At 42.2% G+C, this 19,595-nt stretch carries 23 protein-coding genes; 1 reads left to right on the top strand and 22 read right to left on the bottom strand.

Annotated elements, in window-relative coordinates; all coding sequences use genetic code 11:
- Positions 1–6: 6 nt before the first annotated feature.
- The 17 genes from AC20OE_RS08820 to AC20OE_RS08740 form a co-directional block, all read right to left on the bottom strand.
- Positions 7–516, bottom strand: coding sequence for a YpoC family protein (locus AC20OE_RS08820; protein ID WP_059377725.1), 510 nt, complete (start codon positions 514–516; stop codon positions 7–9).
- Positions 513–1,175 carry an endonuclease III gene (gene nth / locus AC20OE_RS08815; protein ID WP_024422776.1) on the bottom strand — a complete coding sequence of 221 codons (663 nt, stop codon included), beginning with the start codon at positions 1,173–1,175 and terminating at the stop codon, positions 513–515. Before nth ends, AC20OE_RS08820 begins: the two co-directional genes overlap by 4 nt.
- A gap of 17 nt (positions 1,176–1,192) precedes the next feature.
- Positions 1,193–1,897, bottom strand: coding sequence for a DnaD domain-containing protein (locus tag AC20OE_RS08810; RefSeq protein WP_064497517.1), 705 nt, complete (start codon positions 1,895–1,897; stop codon positions 1,193–1,195).
- Between the two features lie 99 nt (positions 1,898–1,996).
- The gene (gene asnS / locus AC20OE_RS08805) at positions 1,997–3,289 is read right to left on the bottom strand and encodes an asparagine--tRNA ligase (protein WP_126681651.1); all 1,293 of its coding nucleotides are present in this window, start codon (positions 3,287–3,289) and stop codon (positions 1,997–1,999) included.
- A 115-nt stretch (positions 3,290–3,404) separates the two neighbouring features.
- Positions 3,405–3,890 carry a cell wall elongation/penicillin-binding protein regulator TseB gene (gene tseB, locus AC20OE_RS08800; protein WP_039179489.1) on the bottom strand — a complete coding sequence of 162 codons (486 nt, stop codon included), beginning with the start codon at positions 3,888–3,890 and terminating at the stop codon, positions 3,405–3,407.
- Between the two features lie 12 nt (positions 3,891–3,902).
- A complete protein-coding gene (locus AC20OE_RS08795) occupies positions 3,903–4,073 on the bottom strand; it encodes a YpmA family protein (RefSeq protein WP_064497519.1) in 171 nt (56 codons plus the stop codon).
- Between the two features lie 132 nt (positions 4,074–4,205).
- A complete protein-coding gene (gene dinG, locus AC20OE_RS08790) occupies positions 4,206–6,998 on the bottom strand; it encodes an ATP-dependent DNA helicase DinG (protein WP_064497520.1) in 2,793 nt (930 codons plus the stop codon).
- Positions 6,999–7,112: 114 nt separating this feature from the next.
- A complete protein-coding gene (panD, locus tag AC20OE_RS08785) occupies positions 7,113–7,496 on the bottom strand; it encodes an aspartate 1-decarboxylase (protein WP_024422780.1) in 384 nt (127 codons plus the stop codon).
- The gene (gene panC, locus AC20OE_RS08780; RefSeq protein WP_212043071.1) at positions 7,489–8,355 is read right to left on the bottom strand and encodes a pantoate--beta-alanine ligase; all 867 of its coding nucleotides are present in this window, start codon (positions 8,353–8,355) and stop codon (positions 7,489–7,491) included. The genes panD and panC overlap by 8 nt, the downstream gene beginning before the upstream one ends.
- Entirely contained in the window at positions 8,352–9,191 is an 840-nt protein-coding gene (gene panB / locus AC20OE_RS08775) for a 3-methyl-2-oxobutanoate hydroxymethyltransferase (RefSeq protein ID WP_024422781.1), read from the bottom strand. The genes panC and panB overlap by 4 nt, the downstream gene beginning before the upstream one ends.
- A 197-nt stretch (positions 9,192–9,388) precedes the next feature.
- Positions 9,389–10,372, bottom strand: a complete 984-nt coding sequence (locus tag AC20OE_RS08770) for a biotin--[acetyl-CoA-carboxylase] ligase (protein WP_039179501.1) — start codon at positions 10,370–10,372, stop codon at positions 9,389–9,391.
- On the bottom strand, positions 10,345–11,547 hold the full coding sequence (locus AC20OE_RS08765) for a CCA tRNA nucleotidyltransferase (protein WP_039179504.1): 1,203 nt from the start codon (positions 11,545–11,547) through the stop codon (positions 10,345–10,347). Before AC20OE_RS08765 ends, AC20OE_RS08770 begins: the two co-directional genes overlap by 28 nt.
- A complete protein-coding gene (gene bshA, locus AC20OE_RS08760; protein ID WP_099663373.1) occupies positions 11,540–12,685 on the bottom strand; it encodes an N-acetyl-alpha-D-glucosaminyl L-malate synthase BshA in 1,146 nt (381 codons plus the stop codon). Before bshA ends, AC20OE_RS08765 begins: the two co-directional genes overlap by 8 nt.
- A gap of 2 nt (positions 12,686–12,687) precedes the next feature.
- A complete protein-coding gene (bshB1, locus tag AC20OE_RS08755; protein ID WP_039179509.1) occupies positions 12,688–13,392 on the bottom strand; it encodes a bacillithiol biosynthesis deacetylase BshB1 in 705 nt (234 codons plus the stop codon).
- A complete protein-coding gene (mgsA, locus tag AC20OE_RS08750) occupies positions 13,379–13,798 on the bottom strand; it encodes a methylglyoxal synthase (RefSeq protein WP_034280445.1) in 420 nt (139 codons plus the stop codon). Before mgsA ends, bshB1 begins: the two co-directional genes overlap by 14 nt.
- A 17-nt stretch (positions 13,799–13,815) precedes the next feature.
- Positions 13,816–14,619, bottom strand: coding sequence for a 4-hydroxy-tetrahydrodipicolinate reductase (gene dapB, locus AC20OE_RS08745; protein WP_039179514.1), 804 nt, complete (start codon positions 14,617–14,619; stop codon positions 13,816–13,818).
- Between the two features lie 5 nt (positions 14,620–14,624).
- A complete protein-coding gene (locus AC20OE_RS08740) occupies positions 14,625–14,960 on the bottom strand; it encodes a nucleotide pyrophosphohydrolase (protein ID WP_058837948.1) in 336 nt (111 codons plus the stop codon).
- Positions 14,961–15,097: 137 nt separating this feature from the next.
- Between AC20OE_RS08740 and AC20OE_RS08735 the strand changes: the two genes are divergently transcribed.
- Positions 15,098–15,970: a YitT family protein gene (locus AC20OE_RS08735; RefSeq protein ID WP_024422789.1), complete on the top strand. Its 873-nt coding sequence runs from the start codon at positions 15,098–15,100 to the stop codon at positions 15,968–15,970.
- 30 nt (positions 15,971–16,000) lie between these two features.
- Here AC20OE_RS08735 and ypjB read toward each other — a convergent pair whose 3' ends face one another.
- The 5 genes from ypjB to AC20OE_RS08710 all read right to left on the bottom strand — a co-directional run bounded on the left by ypjB (position 16,001) and on the right by AC20OE_RS08710 (position 19,556).
- Positions 16,001–16,804 carry a sporulation protein YpjB gene (gene ypjB / locus AC20OE_RS08730; protein WP_059377980.1) on the bottom strand — a complete coding sequence of 268 codons (804 nt, stop codon included), beginning with the start codon at positions 16,802–16,804 and terminating at the stop codon, positions 16,001–16,003.
- A gap of 65 nt (positions 16,805–16,869) precedes the next feature.
- A complete protein-coding gene (gene lhaT / locus AC20OE_RS08725; protein ID WP_047203225.1) occupies positions 16,870–17,463 on the bottom strand; it encodes a lipoprotein heptaprenylglyceryl N-acetyltransferase LhaT in 594 nt (197 codons plus the stop codon).
- Positions 17,464–17,563: 100 nt separating this feature from the next.
- Positions 17,564–18,331: a menaquinol-cytochrome c reductase cytochrome b/c subunit gene (locus AC20OE_RS08720; RefSeq protein ID WP_039179522.1), complete on the bottom strand. Its 768-nt coding sequence runs from the start codon at positions 18,329–18,331 to the stop codon at positions 17,564–17,566.
- Positions 18,332–18,372: 41 nt separating this feature from the next.
- The gene (gene qcrB / locus AC20OE_RS08715) at positions 18,373–19,047 is read right to left on the bottom strand and encodes a menaquinol-cytochrome c reductase cytochrome b subunit (protein WP_003215804.1); all 675 of its coding nucleotides are present in this window, start codon (positions 19,045–19,047) and stop codon (positions 18,373–18,375) included.
- Positions 19,048–19,049: 2 nt separating this feature from the next.
- Positions 19,050–19,556 carry a ubiquinol-cytochrome c reductase iron-sulfur subunit gene (locus AC20OE_RS08710; RefSeq protein WP_007500911.1) on the bottom strand — a complete coding sequence of 169 codons (507 nt, stop codon included), beginning with the start codon at positions 19,554–19,556 and terminating at the stop codon, positions 19,050–19,052.
- Between the last annotated feature and the right edge of the window lie 39 nt (positions 19,557–19,595).

Here is a 19,595-nt window from a genome sequence, read left to right as displayed (position 1 = left end):
TTTTTTTTAACGCTGCTGTCTGATTTTCTTAAGTGCTTCATATTTTCCATACTGCTTTTTTAATTCCGTGTATAGCTCGTCCAATTGAATAAAGCAGTGATATTGAGTAGGTTTTAACAAAATGAACTCTAAACGTTCCGTCCAATTAATCGGAGCAACAGGAAATGTCTCTTGCTTGATAAGTTCCCATTCAAACGTTTGGACTCTCTCCCCTTTAATCCAGTAAAACATCGCAATCATACTGATGATTCCTTGCAGCATATCATCTTCATCACAGCGGGATTTCCTTGTTTGGAAACGAGGAAGCATTTTTTCTTTTAATTCGTTCCACAGTTCGAACATGACTGGAACAAATTCTTCTGTTTCCTGCCATGGAAGCTCGTCTGTTAAAGGTTCCGAAGATAGATCATATGCAAGCGGATTGGCTCTCAGTATATCTACTCGATCACCTTTTATCTCTACCTTTTTCTCTTTTAGCTTTTCGACATATGAGGTGAAAATAGCTGCCCCGCTCATGCCAGCTTCACCAGTCCTTTTTTCAACCTCTTCTGCCCTTCCCTGCACATATCAAGAAGCGGACACGATTCGCACTGCGGCCGCTGCGCCTTACAATGATATCTCCCAAAAAAGATCAGGCGGTGATGCGTCACAGACCAATCTTCTTTTGGCACCTTTTTCATCAAGGTTTGCTCTACTTCAAGCACAGAATCCTTCCAGCGGCAGATGCCTAGACGCTTGCTGACTCGTTCTACATGTGTATCTACTGCTATTGCCGGTACCCCAAAAGCGACTGAAACGACGACATTTGCTGTTTTCCGGCCAACCCCAGGAAGCTTGACAAGCTCATCCCTGTCCTTTGGTACTTCACCGCCATATTCTTCAATCAGCATTTTGCTCAACTTTTGAATGTTTTTAGCCTTATTTCGATAAAGACCAATCGAGCGAATATCTTGCTGCAGTTCTTCAAGCGGTACACTTAAATAGTCTTCTGGTGTTTTATATTTTTGAAATAACGTTTTGGTGACTTTATTTACAAGCACGTCTGTACACTGAGCAGAGAGCGCAACAGCAATCACAAGCTCAAATGGATTGGCATGAACAAGCTCACACTCAGCCTCTGGAAACATATCTCCTATAATATCTAAACACTCATTGATTTGTTTTTTTGATAACATGCCTTCTCCTTTATTGGTTATTGTTCCAGCCAATTATAAAAAGGAACTTGTCGTTTATAAGTGGACGTCTCTTCTTTTGAAGGTGGCGTTTTCTGCTGAGAACGGAAATGCTGGCTATGCTCTTTTGCTTCTTCCGCTGTTTTCAGCCCTTTCTTTTTCCACTCAAATAAAATTCGATCAATATAACGGAAATTTAATTTCCCTGATAAAACGGCTTCTCTTAGCGCTAGCCGAATCATTTCAGCATCATGATGGTCTTGATCCATCCAGATCGAAAGTGTTTCTCCTTCAAGAGGAGACAGCGGTCTGCCGAATTCATCTTCAAATAAAGCATATAAAGATTTTTCTGCCTGCACATGTTGTTTTTGAGCTTCTTTCGCCTGTTTTGTTTCTAAAAAGTCATACAGCACGCCCCATAAAGGTTCTACTGAGTAACGGTCATGCTGAATACCAGACCTGTCTTCAAATGGCTGAATTGAGATAAATCCTTTTTGAATCAGATGCTGCACCATATACGCGCACTCTTCCGCTGATATGGTCATTCCATGAGAAAGCTCTTCAAATGTTTGAAAGAAAACACCTTGTTCTTCATTCATTTTAATCTTGAGCATGACCATCATCTGTGATTCATTCAGTCCTAACTGCTCATAATGAGCAATCAGCAAATTAGGCAAACTTGTCGCCCCCATTTGCTGCATATTTATAAATTGCTGCCTATTCATCGGATACACCTCTTCATTTTAAGTATATCACGTTTTATTTCACGTGCCTCCCTAAAAAGACGTTTGAAAAAGCCTCCATTTGTTGGAGGCTTTCACGTCTTAAGGGTATAAACGGTTTAATAATCTTGGGAAAGGAATGGTTTCACGCACATGCGGCGCTCCACTAATCCAAGCAACTGTACGTTCAAGTCCAAGACCAAAACCTGAATGCGGTACAGAACCGTATTGTCTTAATTCTGTATACCATTTGTAAGTTTCCTGATCAAGCCCATGTTCTTTCAATCTTGCTTCAAGAAGCTCTAAATCATGAACACGCTCAGAACCGCCAATAATCTCTCCGTAGCCTTCTGGTGCAATCAAGTCTGCACAAAGGACAACATCTTCACGATCTGGTGCTGGCTGCATATAGAACGGTTTTAATGATGTTGGGTAATGAGTGATAAACACTGGTTTATCATAGCTTTCGGCAATCGCTGTTTCGTGAGGCGCTCCGAAATCATCTCCCCATTCGATATCATCATAGCCTTTTTCCTGCAAGAATTTAATCGCTTCATCGTAAGTGATGCGCGGGAATGGTGCTTTGATGTTTTCTAATTTCGCTGTATCACGACCTAGTGTATGCAGCTCCACTTTACAGTTTTCAAGTACACTTTGAACAACATGAGACACATAATTTTCTTGATACTCAAGGTTTTCATTGAATTCGACAAAAGCCATCTCAGGCTCGATCATCCAAAACTCAATTAAATGACGTTTTGTTTTAGATTTTTCTGCTCTAAATGTTGGGCCAAATGAGAATACTTTTCCGAGTGCCATTGCTGCAGCTTCCATGTAAAGCTGACCACTTTGAGAAAGGTACGCATCTTCATCAAAATATTTCGTAGCAAACAGTTCCGTTGTGCCCTCAGGTGCACTTCCAGTTAAAATTGGCGGATCTACTTTCACGAAACCTTCTTGATGGAAGTATTCATATGTAGCACGGATAATTTCGTTACGGATTTTCATAATGGCATGCTGTTTTTTAGAACGAAGCCATAAATGACGGTGATCCATTAAGAATTCTGTTCCATGCTCTTTCGGTGTAATTGGGTAATCTGTCGCTTCATGAATCACTTCAATGGATTTCACCTGTAATTCAAAACCTAGTGGTGAACGCTCATCTTTTGTCACTTGACCTGTCACATAGACAGATGTTTCTTGTGTGACTGATTTCGCAAGCTTAAAGACTTCCTCTTCCACTTCTGCTTTTACTACGACTCCTTGAATAAAGCCTGTCCCGTCACGCAACTGCAAAAATGCAATTTTTCCGCTTGAACGTTTATTGGCAATCCATGCGCCGATGGTTACTTCTTGATCGACGTGTTTGAACACTTGATTAATCGTTGTTTTCAACATAATTCCCTCCAAAGCCAGAAAGAAACTCACCTATTTGTCAGGTGTGAATCTTTTTTCATACATTTTATTATAACCGTTCTAAATCAGCATGGTCAACGCAAGACAGGAGAAACTACGGTGTTAAATTTTTTTCCACACGTCCTGTCGAAAAGTCGACATAGCTGAAGCTATATTGATTGTTCTCATTTAAGTACGTCACTTCCCAAAGGAGTACGTCACCTTCTCTCGCTAATTTGACTTCTTTTAGCTTAGAGACCGTGTTCTCCTTTTGAACGGCTTGTACTGCTTGATTCGAGGTAATGCCTTCTTTTGCTTTTTTTGCGATCACTTTTTCTTTTTTGCTGGCAGGAACCCAAACGTAGGTCGTTTCATTCTGTTTGTTTTTCCCTTCAACAATAAATTGCTTTTCTTTCCCGACAAAGGTTTCCACTTGCTCCACTTGTACGATGTTTGCTTGTTCTTTTGCTCGTTCGATCGCTGCTTCATGCCCTTGTTCTCTTTGTCCCATGGCAATTTGATAAATCCACGTAAAGCTGATGATGCCAATGAGCAGAACGAGAGCCACTACAGATGAAATAATCCAGACTATTTTTTTCATGTCAAGCTTCCCCTATGTGCGATATATCGTAAATACCGCTTGATTTTGGTCTTCTTGATCTAATGCTAATCCAAACATGAGATCTTCTCTTTTAAGCGTTCTGTTCAATACATCAACGATTTTGTACAGGTCTTCTGAATGCTTAATTTGAACAGTTGAAAGTACCTCTATTTTACTTTCCACTTCTAATTCCTCCTCGGTACGTAAATATTGTTAGTCATACTTTTCTGCACGGGAACCGATACTATTTTTACAACGGAACACAAAAAACCGTTACGATAAATTAACTCCAAACCCACACCAGCTAAAGGCCGCTTATGACAGCGGCTTTTCGTTGTTAAGGTTTTCTATATACGCCTCAAGTGACTCTTTTGACATCTCGTGAACTGGCGCATGAGGGAGTGATTCTAAAAATAGTTTTCCATATGAAGCGGTTTTCACTCGGCGGTCTAAAATCAGCAATGTGCCAATGTCTTTTTCAGAGCGCAGCAAGCGTCCAGCTCCTTGCTTAAAGGTTAACACAGCTTCTGGTAAAGCGACGGCTTTAAATGGATTCTTCCCTTGTTTTTTAGCTGCATCACATTTTGCTTCAATGAGCGGAGAATCAGGCGGCCGGAACGGAAGACGTGCCATGATGACTGTAGTCAGCTCTGAGCCTGGAAAATCAACACCTTCCCAAAAGCTACCCGTACCAAGTAAAATAGCTTGTTTTGCTAATTTGAACATTTTCGTTAATTTTACGGGGCTTCCGCCTGTCAGACCTTGAGCAAAAAGGGCGGACTGCATCCCTTCTGTTTTTAGCTCTTCATAGACTGCTTTTAACATCTCATGTGAATTAAACAAAACCAATATTTTTGCATGCTGCTGCTTTTCCATAATCTTAATATATTGCGCAGCTTGCTTTACATAATCTCGTTCATCACGATTTGTAATCGGCGGCATGTCTGCCGGAACAATGACCTTGAGCTGTTTTTCAAGTTCGAAAGGTGAATCAATTTGCACAAGATGAGGGTAAAAATCTTGCAGGCCAAACCGTTCCAAGCAATAATCAAAGCGGTGATTGATCGTAAGCGTCCCTGATGTAAGGACGACACTCTTTTTGTTCATAAAGAAACGATCAGCCAAAAGCTCCCCAGTATCTAACGGCTGTGCATGCATAAAGACAGCGTTTTTGGCGCCCTTTGCATCAATTTCAATCCAAACCGTTTCATCGTTTTTCGGTTCAAAGATAAACCGGTAAAGCGTACTGCAAAAAGTATGCATAAACGACATGACTTGGTCGTATTCCTCTGCTTCAAAGGCAAAGTGTTCTGTCAGCTGTTCACTTTTTTGAAGAAGCTCGTTTTTTTGCTGCTCATACAGCTTCTCACAAGCAATTAACAAGGAACAAAGTTTACTTGCCGTTTCTTTAATCCGTTTCCACTGAGCATGCTTTGAATGATGACGTACTCTATGAATGAGACGATTGATGTCAGCTTTTGGTTTTGTCCTTTTCACAAATGAATGAACGGTGCTAAAGAAAGCATCACTTTCCATTTGAAGCTGATTCAGATACTCATCCATTTCAATAAATGTGTCCGTCTGTAACCCTGCATGATGAAATCTCTTTTTCAGTTTCTTTAACAGTCCGCCTTGCAAGGAGCCAAGCTGCGTTAATTTCGCATGAAGCTGGATATAAGACGCACTATCCCCTAGTGTTTCATTGGCTGTTTTCTCAAATTGATGGGCTTCGTCTATCACATATACGTCAGCATGCTGAAAGATAGACGATGCCTCCGTTTGTGATAAAAGCAGACGATGATTCGTTAAAATTAAATCAGCTGTTTTTGCTCTTTTTTTGGCGCGCTCATAAAAGCAATACTCTTTAAAACGGCGCTTTTTTGATGTAAACGGCATATGTACACAGGAAATGCGGTCTTTTATATTGGCGGCTCCTGACGGTAAATTCAGTTCAGATAAATCACCTGTTTCCGTTACAAGGAGCCACATTAAAATTTGCGCCTTCGTTAAGACCACATCATAGTTATCATCTTCCTCATGAAGCACATGCTCAAACTTATCTAAACAAATATAATGCGCGCGGCCTTTAAAGACACAGGCAGCAGGCTCAAACGGGAGCAGTTGATTCAACATCGGCACATCGCGCTGAAACATTTGCTGCTGCAACAGGATGGAATAAGTACTAATAATGACAGGTTTTCCTGATTTCCTCGCTTCTAGAGCGGCTGGGATGAGGTAAGCGAGCGTTTTCCCAATACCTGGTGCCGCTTCAATTAATGCATAGGCTCGTTCATGAAACACGTCTCTCACTTTATTCATCATCGTAAGCTGGCCTTCTCTTACCTCATAGCCTTCTACCGTTTGCGGAAGTTTCTTTTTGATCTCCTCAAACAGCTTTTCATCATCTTCACCTACTGAATGTGTCGCCCTACTGATAGGATTGGTGACATCTTTTACAGCAAAAGAGCCGACTTCCACCAAAGAATCTTCCAGGCTGGCTTGGCTCGTTTCAAGCTGCTTAATTAAGAGCCCTATATCACTTAGGAGATAAGAAGATAATCTGCGCAGCTGCTTCAGCACATTTTGCGGTGTATGTTTTAATTGATGTAATAAAGTTAAAAATAACATGGCAGTAACTTCCGCATCACTATCCGCCCTATGCGGGTGGTCATGTGGAAGCATGAGCTCTTCACTTAATTCAGTGAGCTTATAACCTTCAAGCTCAGGATAAAGAATTCTAGAAATCTCAACTGTATCAATTGCTAGCACATCCAGCTCATTTTTCCCGCATGCTTTTAGTTCATCATTTAAAAAATTCAAATCAAAATGAACATTGTGCGCAACAAAATAAGCACCCTGTATGAGATCATACACCTCTTGGGCAATGTCCTCAAAAAACACCGCATCGTCAACCATGTGCTGCTGAATGCCTGTCAGCTGTTCAATAAATCCAGGGATTGCTTTTCCCGGGTTCACATATTTTGAATACCGTTCGACAATTTGTCCATTTTCAATGACCACCGCAGCTATTTGAATAATTTTATCACCTTTTTTAGGTGAATTCCCGGTGGTTTCAATATCAACGACAACAAACCTTTGATCGGTCATAAAATGGACACCTCAATTCCTCGTTTCACCCTGAAGTGAAACACGCTCTGGACAAAATAGATGAAACAGAACAGCTTCTCTTCCTGAAACTGTTCTGTTTCTACGGAGCTTGCGTTATAAAATCGTTCTCGCAGGCTCTTGCCCAATCATTTGCTCAATTTGATTTTGTTTATTTAACACGACCACTTTTGGTGTATGTGTCTTTGCTTCTTCTTCTGACAGCATCCCATAAGCGATAATAATGACTTCATCCCCTGGCTGAACCAATCTCGCCGCCGCCCCATTTAGACAAATGACACCGCTCTTTCTTTCGCCAGGAATAATATATGTTTCAAGTCTCGCGCCATTATGATTATTGACAATTTGTACTTTCTCATTTGCCATCATACCTGCCGCATCAAGTAAATCTTCGTCAATTGTAATACTTCCTACATAATGTAAGTTTGCTTCTGTTACCGTCGCTTTATGAAGCTTAGATGTCATAAAGGTTCTATACATGTTTTTCACCGCTTTCAGGAACATGGAAAATCACATTATCAATCAGTCTTGCCCGTGAAAATTTCACCGCAATCGCCATAATGACTTGACCTGCTAACTGTTCAAGCGGCTCAAGTTCTGGATATGAGTAGATCTCAATATAATCAATTTCCCCGCTCGTCTGAACAAGTTCCTCTTCAATCAGCTGATACACACGGCTGACATCACGTTCACCTTTTTCAACAGCTGACCGTCCTTTTGTTAAAGCGCGGTATAAAGCAGGTGCTTCTTGTCTTTCTTTTTCTGACAAGTACACATTCCTTGAGCTTTTCGCTAAACCGTCTTCTTCTCTGACTGTTGGTACAGATACAAGGTGAAGATCAAAGAAGAAATCCTTGATCATCGCGTCAATCACAGCGACTTGCTGTGCATCCTTTAGACCAAAGTAGACATTTGTTGGTGACACAAGATGAAACAGCTTTGTAAGCACAGTGACAACGCCGTCAAAATGTCCTGGACGTTTTTTTCCGCATAACACATCCGTCCGCTTTTGAACCGTCATCGTAATAGATGGTTCGTTTTGGTACATTTCCTTCACATCAGGTGTAAATAAAATGTCCACTCCTGCTGCTTCTGCAAGACGCTGGTCTCTTTCCATATCCCTTGGATAGGATTCAAAGTCTTCATTTGGTCCAAATTGCAAAGGATTGACAAAAATACTCATCACGACAATGTCATTTTGTCCTCTTGCTTCCCTCGCAAGCGTCAGATGTCCTTCATGAAGAAAGCCCATCGTCGGAACAAAGCCGATGGAATGCTGCTTATCTTGATGCTGCTTGATTAATTCTTTTAGCTCGTGAATATGGGTGACAACGTTCATTTTTTGATTCCCCCATATAAGCCATCAAGGACTTCTTCTTTGATATGAAACGTGTGCATGTCCTCTGGAAATGTGCGTGCTTTTACTTCTTTTGTATATTGAATGAGCGCTTCTTCTAAAACAGTATCAATTTGCGCGTATTGTTTCACAAACTTAGGTGTTCTAGACACCCCGTATCCAACCACATCATGGTAAACGAGAACTTGTCCGTCTGCCTCAGCTCCTGCACCAATTCCGATCACAGGAATCTTCAGCATATCGGTAATTCGTTTTGTCAGTTCGCCAGGTACGCATTCCAGCACAAGTGCGATTGCACCAGCTTCCTCACATTTCAAGCTGTCTTCAATCAATTTTTGAGCACTTTCGTGGTCTTTTCCTTGCACCTTATACCCGCCAAGTACACCAACAGATTGAGGTGTGAGGCCTAAATGACTGACGACAGGAATGCCGCCTCTTGTTAGAGCTTGAATGGATTCAAATACTCCATCTCCGCCTTCTAGCTTTAAGGCATCGGCACCGCTTTCTTGCATGATGCGTGCTGCATTTTTCATTGTTTCTTCTAACGAATAATGGTAAGACATAAATGGCATATCAGTCACAACAAATGTGTCTTTTGCGCCTCTTTTCACTGCTTTTGTGTGATGGATCATATCATCCATCGTGACTTGAACTGTGGAATCTAATCCAAGTACAACCATCCCAAGTGAATCACCAACTAAGATCATGTCGACTTCCGCTTTTTCCGCTTGCTTTGCAGCTGGATAGTCGTATGCAGTCAGCATCACAATAGGTTCATTTTGTTCTTTCATTTTGAAAAAATCTAGCTTTGTCTTCATTTGTTCCTCCTCATTCTGGAGAGGAGATGGCTTGCCTCACATCACATGCTTTGATTTCTCATGTGCGGCGAATCATCCCTCTGTCCAAGTCCCTTAGGATCAAGGCAGAAATTTATCAAATTTTTCTTCCTAACAGGTACAGTTCTTTGCAGATACTGCCCACACGAAGTATATCAAAAATGTGCCGGGTGTTCCACTCAAGTTGACTTGATCTCAATGTCTGCCGAGTAGATTTTTTGGATACCGTCCTCCGTTTCAAGCAATAAAACACCTTCTTCATTGATTCCAAGCGCCTTCCCCGTATATTGCCCATTAACGGTGCGGGCAACAATATGTTGACCGATCGTCATCGCAAACGATTCCCATAATTGTTTAATCGGCGCAAATCCTTGCTGCATATATTCATCATATCTTTTTTCAAAGGTGGACATGATCTGTTGTATGAGTGCAGCCCGATCCACTTTTTCATTCAGTTCCATTTGCAGACTTGTAGCGACATCCTTTAGTTCATCCGGGAAGTCATCAGCTGTTTGGTTCACATTAATGCCCGGTCCAATAATGACCGCATGAACCTGGTCGGCTTCTGCTTTTAATTCAGTCAAAATGCCAACGACCTTTTTCCCATTCAACAAAATATCGTTTGGCCATTTTATAGATGGAGCGAGTCCTGTTTGCTGCGCAATCGCTTCTGCGATGGCTACAGATGCTAAAAGCGTCATTTGCGGCGCTTTATAGAGCGGGATCTCAGGCCGGAGAATGAGACTCATCCAAATGCCTGTCCCATTTGGTGAATGCCACGTTCTTTGAAGGCGTCCTTTTCCGTCTGTCTGGTGATCGCTGACAACGATCGTGCCGTGGGGCGCACCTTCATTTACAAGATCATGGGCAATCAGCTGAGTTGAAGCGACTTCTTTCTGAAAGTAAATATGCCTGCCGAAACTCTCTGTTTCAAGACCAAACAGAATTTCGTCCTCACTAATTTTGTCCGGTTTACGAAGCAGACGGTATCCTTTTCTTCTGACCGCTTCTACCTCATACCCCTCTTTTCGCAAATCCTCCATATGCTTCCATACAGCCGTTCGGGAGCAGCCAAGCTCATCACAAATTTGCTGACTTGAAACAAAATCCTGGCTGGATGCTGTAAATAGTTCAATTAATCGTTTTCTAATTGCGGATCGCATGCTTTAAGCCACTCCTCTATGGCTTCTTTTCGGTTTTCTAAACGGTTTTGCAAAACAGCTTTTTTCACAAAATGAAGCTCTTCTGCAATCCATTTCCCAGACGTCTTTTGCCGAAAGGCCATTAAATCTTTTCCTGAAACAGCGAGGTCTTGGAGCTTTTTAATCGGCAGTGCATCATAAGAACGCTTCGCTGCCTCCAGCTCATCAAAGAAAATGCGGCGTTCATGTTTTAGCTGCGTGATCTTCAAACTAGATAAGAGCACGTGTTCACCAGCTTCAAACATGTTTTCCGCATCCCAGTCACAATCAACGTATTTACTAATAGCTATTGCGTCTTTCAAAAGCTTCGTTGACAGCTTCCATTCTTTTAAGAAGACAACAGCCTCCGCTTCATCTAGGCCAAGCAAATGGATACAAGCCCCCCATACCTCTTCTAGTCCATCCAGCAAGTAATATGGAAAGGATTGAAAGGATTCGTGAAGACGATCCTCTTTGAGACCTGGTAATTCTTCATATAACTTAGTTGAGATGAGCACTTGAATGGCCTGCTCACAATGACGGCCTTTTAAAAGCTTCTCCATTTCAATCTTTTTGCGCTCAACCGATATGTTGGCAAGCAGATGTTTATCTTTTTTCATTGCTTCAGCCGTCTCATCTGCCAGCTCAAAGCCAAGCTGGCTTAAAAAACGGACAGCTCTCATCATACGAAGCGCATCTTCTTGAAAGCGGCACGCAGGATCTCCGACGGTTTGAATTCGTTTCCGCTTAATATCCTGTTTACCACCTACATGATCAATGATTTCCCCGTTTATATCCATAGCCATCGCATTAATCGTTAAATCTCTTCTTAAAAGATCTTCCTTAAGCGACTTGATAAACGCCACTTCTTTCGGTCTGCGAAAATCTTCATATTCTGATTCCGTTCGAAATGTCGTGACCTCATAGCTGACACCCTCATGTAACACAATGACAGTGCCATGCTCCTTACCGACATCTACTGTTTTTTCAAATAAGGACTCAACCTTATCAGGTGTTGCATCTGTCGCAATATCGATATCGCCGATTTCTCGTCCTAATAGAACATCTCTCACCGCTCCGCCGACAAAGTAAGCCTGATGCCCATGTTCGTGCAGTGTATGTAATATAGGGATCGCATGTGTGAATGGTTCATTCATCTTCAACATCACCTTCGATCAATTCTAGGTAAAGCTTTTCATATTCACTCACAATCTTTTCAGAGGAGAAATGAGCCTGAACACTAGACTGAGCTGCCGCTGACACTTTTTCATGAAGCGCTTCGTCTTTTAGCAGAGACACTGCGTGCTTTGCTGCTCCGTCTATATCGCCGAGCGGGACAAGAAACCCTGTTTCTCCATGTGTAATGACCTCTGGAATACCTCCGACATCCGTTCCGATACAAGGGACACCGCACGCCATTGCTTCAAGAAGCACAAGCCCAAAGCTCTCCTTCTCTGAAAGAAGCAGCTTCAAATCACTTATTGAATAAAGCTCCTCAACCTTCTCTTGCTTGCCTAAAAACAACACGCGGTCTGTCAGTCCCAGTTTTTTCACAAGTTCGCATACGACCGATTTTTCAGGACCATCACCAATGAGTAGCAGCTTTGCCTGCACCTGTTCAGAAATCTTTTGAAACACATGAACCACATCATGCACCCGTTTCACTTTTCGAAAGTTTGATACATGGATGATAACCTTTTCGTTCGGTAAAAGACCATAATGTGTCTTTAGCAAATCGTGATCTTCACGCAAATACACCCGTTCATCAACAAAATTATGAATCGTATCAATCTTTTTATCTGGTTTGATGAGATCGTACGTCTGCGCAGCTAATGAATGCGACACCGCCGTCACACGATCCGATGATTCGATGGCGAACCGAATGACTTCCTTTAATGATGGATCATAGCCTAAAACCGTAATATCCGTTCCGTGAAGCGTCGTAACGACTTTCACAGAGTGTCCAGTCATTTGTTTGGCTAGAAACGCACAGACAGCGTGCGGGACTGCATAATGCGCATGAATAATATCAAGCTTTTCTCGTTTTGCGACTTCTGCCAATTTACTTGCCAGCGCAAGGTCATAAGGTGGATATTGAAAAACAGCATATTGATTCACATCCACCTCATGAAAATAAATATTCGGATATACTTTATTAAGCCTAAACGGAATGCTAGAGGTAATGAAATGAACATCGTGCCCTTTTTCAGCTAAACGTTTTCCAAGCTCCGTGGCTATAATGCCCGATCCGCCGACACTTGGATAACATGTAATTCCGACCTTCAGTTTTTTCATAATTACCCCCCAAGTAAGTCATCGTCCATCAAAAGTGGTTTCTTTGTGATAAACCCTTCTGCATAAGCTTTGTTGACTTCTCTTCCATACATAGACTCTCTCATTTTGACAAAATCAATATAACCGTTCACAAGAGGTGTTTCTACTGAATTTGCCGATTTAACAAATTGACTTTTATACGCATGCAAACTATCAATTTTTTGGTGCATTTCCTCAGAAATATCGATCACAAAATCTGGACGATGGTGCCCATTAATCATGTAATAATACATTTGGCTTATTTTATGCGCTGGCTGCTTGTATGAATCTTCAAATTTATGTATGCCTGCAGAAAAAGCGGCCTCTTCTACAAGTGAGCCCGCATGGCCATGATCTGGATGCCGATCTTGGTGGTACGGAGCGAAAATCAGTTTCGGTTTGTAAGTTCGAATCACGCCCGCAATTTCCTTCATCGCTTCGTCATTTAGATACAGCCCTCTATCTGGCAGTGTAAGCTGGATTCTCGCTCTGACACCTAAAATAGCGGCGGCGGCTTTTGCTTCTTCTTTGCGGCTCTCTACCGATCCATTTGAAGATAATTCGGCCTGGGTCAAGTCGCAAATTCCGACGCGCGCCCCTTTTTTCACGTATTTTGCAATCGTTCCGCCCATTCCGATCTCTACATCATCGCTATGGGCACCGAATGCAAGGATATCAAGTCGTTTCATTTGTTCCTCCGTTTTTTGCTACATCTCGAAAATCAAACGTACCTTTATTTAAATTCCTGACTAAAATTTCAGCGGTTCCCATATTGGTGGCTAATGGAATGGTATACACATCGCAAAGCCGGATGAGTGCAGATACATCCGGTTCATGCGGCTGCGCAGTTAGTGGGTCTCTAAAAAAGAGCACAAGATCCATTGCATTATCAGCAATTAAAGCACCGATCTGCTGATCTCCCCCAAGTGGTCCTGACTGGAAACGATGAATGGGAAGCCCCGTCGCTTCTTTCACTCTCAAACCTGTTGTCCCTGTTGCGTAAAGTGTATGATCTGCCAAAATATCACGGTACGCGGTGGCAAACTGTATCATGTCACTTTTTTTCTTATCGTGAGCGATTAAAGCAATGTTCATCAGGAATCCACTCCTTATTAGTCGATGATATTTTCTAAACCATAGACGAGCTGATCAATGTGCATGACTTGTTCCACTGAAAGCTTCACGCCTGACATAAAGGATGCACGGTTATAAGAATCATGACGAATGGTGAGCGTCTGTCCGTCCATTCCAAACAGCACTTCTTGATGTGCAATCATACCAGGAAGTCTCACGCTGTGAAGACGGATACCATCATAATCTGCTCCTCGTGCCCCTTCGATCAATTCTTTCTCTTCTGGATGTCCCTGCTTTTTGCTTTCTCTTACTTCTGCAATCATTTCAGCCGTTTTTAAGCCCGTACCGCTTGGGGCATCTAGTTTTTTATCATGGTGAAGCTCAATGATTTCAACGTCAGGAAAATAATTTGCGGCCATTTTGGCAAATTTCATCATTAAGACTGCACCGACAGCAAAGTTTGGCGCAATAATACAGCCTATGCCCTTTTCTTCTGTTAATTGCTGAAGCTCTTTTAGGTCATCTTCTGAAAATCCAGTTGTGCCTACGACTGGACGCACGCCATGTTCAAGTGCTTTTTTTGTATGTACTTTCCCGATTTCTGGTGTCGTCAGATCAATTAATACATCTGGTGCTGTTTCTGAAAGACACACATCAATATCCGTATAAATTGGCGCATGAGAGGTCGTATGAATCACATCAGATAATTTTTTTCCTTCATGCACGTGATCAAGTGCGGCCACCAGCTGAAAATGGCCTGTTTCTTCCGCCAGCTTCACAGCTTCTATCCCCATTCTTCCTCTTGCTCCAGCGATTACTACTTTGATGGTTTCGTTCGTCATCGTCTCTACTTCCCTTCTTTTTTCGTCCAGCGGTCTTTATCTCTTGTGTTGAATTTATGCATCACACGGTCATGTGCTTCTTCTAGTGAAATATCAAGTGAATTAGCGAGGCATGTTAACACAAACAATACATCGCCTATCTCTTCTTCCATGCTTTTTTCTGTTTCCGTTGTTTTTTTCGGCTTTTCTCCATAGTAATGGTTAACCTCTCTTGCCAGCTCTCCCAATTCTTCTGTCAGACGGGCCATCATGGCAAGCGGGCTGAAATAGCCTTCTTTAAATTGTCCTATGTAATCATCTACTTCTTGCTGCACTTGACGCAGCGTTTTTTCTTTCGTCATGAAGCTCATCCTCCTATCCATCTCTTACATGTTAGCGAAATCATAAATATTTGACAAATGTTTAAGACTCAGTTTGCTTGTTTCTCTCCCATACCATATAATATTATCGCTGTCTAAGCAAAAAAAGGAGTGATCTCTTGCTAAAAGAAATTCGTCTTAAAAATATCGTATTTATTTTAATAGGATCTGCGATTTTTTCTTTCGGTCTTGTTCATTTTAATATGCAGAACAATTTGGCGGAAGGCGGATTTACAGGTATTACACTGCTTTTATATTTTCTATTTCACATTGACCCATCTATTTCAAACCTTGTCTTAAACATTCCGATCTTTTTTATTGGCTGGAAAATGCTCGGCAGAACGATGTTTACTTATACAATTGTAGGCACAGTTAGTCTTTCTGTCTTTCTTGCCATCTTCCAGCGCTTTCAAATACATATGCCTCTCCAGCACGATTTAGCCTTAGCCGCCCTCTTTGCAGGTGTGTTTATCGGAACAGGCCTCGGGATCATCTTTAAATTCGGCGGTACAACAGGCGGTGTGGACATCATTGCAAGACTGATCAACAAGCATTATCAGGTGGCCATGGGACGAACAATGTTCATCTTCGACGCATGCGTCATTACCATCTCTCTTACCTACTTAAATTATAAAGAAGCGATGTATACACTTGTCGCAGTATTTGTTGCTGCGAAGGTCATTGACTTCATGCAAGAAGGCGCTTACGCTGCCAAAGGCGCCATGATTATCTCTGAAAAAGATGACATCATTCAAAAGAAAATCACGGATGAAATGGAGCGCGGTGTCACCATCTTAAAAGGGGTCGGTTCCTATACGAAGCAGGAGCGCAACGTCCTTTATTGCGTCGTTCCGAAAAACGAGCTTGTCCACCTCAAAAGCGTCGTGACCTCAGTCGATCCTCATGCGTTCGTATCTGTCAGTGACGTGCATGATGTACTCGGTGAAGGCTTTACATTAGATGAACACAAAAAGCCGCTCAATCCACATTAAAAAAGAAGCACCAGTTTTGGGCTTCTTTTTTTATGATTTAGGATAATCAGCCTGACGTTTTTGCTTCTTTTCTTTTTCAGCACGATATTTCCGAAATCCAACATACGTTAACGTTAGTAAAATGATACTCCCAGTTGTTAAGATGACCCATAAAAGGGATGGATCAGCTTCATCTTCATCGACGTGAGCAAACACACTCGATAAATCCTCTTCCAGCTTCGTGAGACGTTCAAGCTTTGTCCCACTTGATGCTTTTAAAAATTCACCTTGCTCAATCACTTCCATGTGCTGCTTAATCGTCTGGAGCTTTTCAGGCGAAATATCAATGGTTAAGCTCGGATAGATCATATCGTATAAAGAAACCAGCTCATTCCAAGTTTCATAAAATGTCGTCGATTCTGGATCTTTCACTTCTTTTTTCAAAGTAGGAAAAGACTCCATAATGGGCTTCTCGAGCGAACCCCAAAGAGGCTCAGAATCCGACTGGATCGCATCAAGCAGCATTCTAAATTGAGAAGCATAACGAAGCTTTTCGCGCTCATTCAATTCTTCCTGCGGCAGCCCTTTTATCATATCTTGATAGCCAAGTGTAATTTGCCGAATCTGCGTATTCGTCAAAGTTCCACGCCAATTCTCAGCTTTAAATGTCTTTTCAACATACAATGCGACTTGTAATGCCTCATCATATTTAGCTTGTCTCGTTAATTGAAAGATGGAATCTGATAGTTCCGTTAATTCTTGCAGCGTGTTAGCAGCTGTTTCCTCACCTTTGGCAACAGCAGGATGTAATACGAGAAAAAATAATAGAATCATCGCGATTGGCTTTCGTTTCATGCAAGTCCCTCCTAGCCCTTCTCCATACAGCGTATGAAGAAAAGGACAAGGTTAGACCAACATTGTTAAGGGAGTTCCAGCTTGACCGATTTTTTCGATAGAACGAGATAATACGAAACAAGAAGAACCGCGATACTTAACCAAAACGTCGCATAGCCGATCTCGTTTGAATAGGCAGACAGCATAGAATAACGCGGCATCATACCAAATACATAATCAATCACATCGTTATGTAAAATCCAAATTCCCGCTACCACGAGATGACGCATTTGGAAACGATAATACGGCGCAAACAATACGGCCTGAACCGCCATCGCAAAGTGAGACCCAATCAGCATGTAGCCTTCCCACGGAAAATCATCAACAGATAAAAGCACAAAGATATTCATTCCTACCGCCCATAGCCCATATTTAATCAAGGTCACAAGAGCAAGTGCTTCAAAATAAGGAGCATTTCGTTTCATCAAAAACGCAAGTAATACAAATAAAAAGAAAAAGCTGGCCGTTGGACTGTCTGGTACAAAAGCTAAAAAGACAGCCGGCGTCTCTACAAGCTGCGGAATATACCAATAGTATCCGTACACAGTGCCAAGGAAATTGATCATAAGCACCAGCACAAGCATGTAGCGCGTCGCTAGCAAATATTGAATCCATCTCATATGTCTCTTCACTCACGATCTGTTAAAATCAGAAAAAAGCTGACAGCGCCAGCTTTTTCTCTTTTGAGTATATCCTTGTACTTGCATTTAAACAACTGAATTATTTTGATTTGACCTCAGATAAATATTTAGAGAGCTTCTCGAGTTCTTCATCACTGCCTTTAAAGACACCCTTAGGCATATTGCCTTTTCCTTCTACAGCGATTTTAGCAATCTCCTCAGGCGAAAGACCGTTGTCAACAAGTGACGGTCCGGCTGCTCCGCCCTGCATGTTATCCCCGTGACAGGAGATACATGTCTGCTCTTGATAAATTTTATACTCTTCAGCTGAAGTATCAATCTCTGCTTCTTTCTTAATCTCACCTTGTTTTGCCGCTGCTTCCCAATCATGGGTTGCAACAGACTCCCACGTTAAATATGTTGCTGCGCCGACTGCAAGGATCATCATCCCGACTGCAATTGGTCTTCTATACGGTCTGCGTTCTGGACCTGAATCAAGAAATGGTGCGAGCAAAAGTGCACCAAACGCGATTCCAGGCATAATCATCGCGCCAACGACAGTGAAGCTACCTGCAGCAAATTCATATTTTAATAACTGGTACAAAAATAGGAAATACCAGTCTGGCAGCGGAATATAGCCAGTATCTGTCGGATCAGCCATCCGCTCAAGCGGAGGCGCATGAACAACAGTTAGGACAAGAAATCCAATTAAAAAAACGGCACCTACAAGCCATTCCTTTAAAAGAAAGTTCGGCCAAAAGGCTTCTGTTTTTCCCGGATATTCGGAATAGTCTTTAGGTATGTTAGGTTTTCTTTCTGCCGGTATCCTGGAATCTCCGACAAACTTCATCCCTTTTCCCCTATGCAAAGTCATCCCCTCCTCATTGAACATTCATCAAACGCAACATTTTATAGCGGTCCAGAAATTCCTTGCTTACGAATCATAATAAAGTGGGCAGCCATCAGCCCAAATAATGCCGCTGGCAAGAAAAAGACGTGGATAGCGAAGAATCTCGTCAGCGTTTGTGCCCCTACAATGTCAGGATGACCTGCAAGCAGCGTTTTGATCTCTTTACCAATGAAAGGTGTTGCTTCTGCTATTTGAAGACCAACCTTCGTCGCAAACAGCGCCTTCATATCCCATGGTAAAAGATAACCTGTAAAACCAAGTCCAAGCATCACAAAGAAAATGAGCACACCAACAATCCAGTTCAGCTCTCTAGGCTTTTTATACGCCCCTTGGAAAAAGACCCTTAGCGTATGTAAAAACATCATCACAATGACTAAACTCGCACCCCAGTGGTGCATCCCTCTGACAATCTGGCCAAATGCCACTTCATTTTGCAAATAATAGACAGATTCCCAGGCATTTTTAATATCCGGCACGTAATACATCGTTAAAAACATGCCCGACAGGACTTGAATGACTGTCACAAAAAACGTTAAACCGCCAAAACAATACACAAAAGCGGAGAAATGATGTGCTGGATTGACGTGCTCTGGCACCTCGTGATCCGCAATATCTCTCCATATCGGTGTAATGTCTAGCCGCTCATCTACCCAATCGTAAATCTTGTTAAGCATCGTTACCCTTCCCCTTTCGGCACAGCTTTTCCAAGATAGAGGTATCCGTCCTTCACTTGCTGCTTATAATGGTCAAGCGGTGCAAGCGGTGGAGTTCCGGGTACGTTTGTACCATCCTTGTCGTACAGCCCATAATGGCACGGGCAGAAAAATTTGTTTGGATTTTTCGGATCACTGTTCCAGTTCACTGTACATCCTAAATGTTTACAGATTGGCGATAAAGCGACAATTTCATCCCCTTCTTTGTACACCCATGCTGACCTAGATTCCTTTGACTCATACCATGCATCTACTTGATCAATTTTAAAGTCAAAGCGCTTCGGTTCCTTTGTCAGTTCATCTACACTGACAACTTGAACCATATCCTGATCCTCTGTTCCTTTTAGCACAGGGTCAAGCGCAAAGCGAACCATAGGCATGAGCATTCCAGCGGCCATAAATCCCCCCACGCCGGTCAACGTGTAATTCAAAAATTGACGCCTGGACACTCCATGTCTCTTCTCGCTCATTTTTTTCTCCCCCCCTCAGGTCGTCAGCTACTTTATAAC

The sequence above is a fragment of the Bacillus sp. SRI_025 genome, assembly GCF_057592095.1.
The sequence above is the reverse complement of the archived record's forward strand: the minus strand, read 5'-3'. Positions and strand labels throughout refer to the sequence as shown.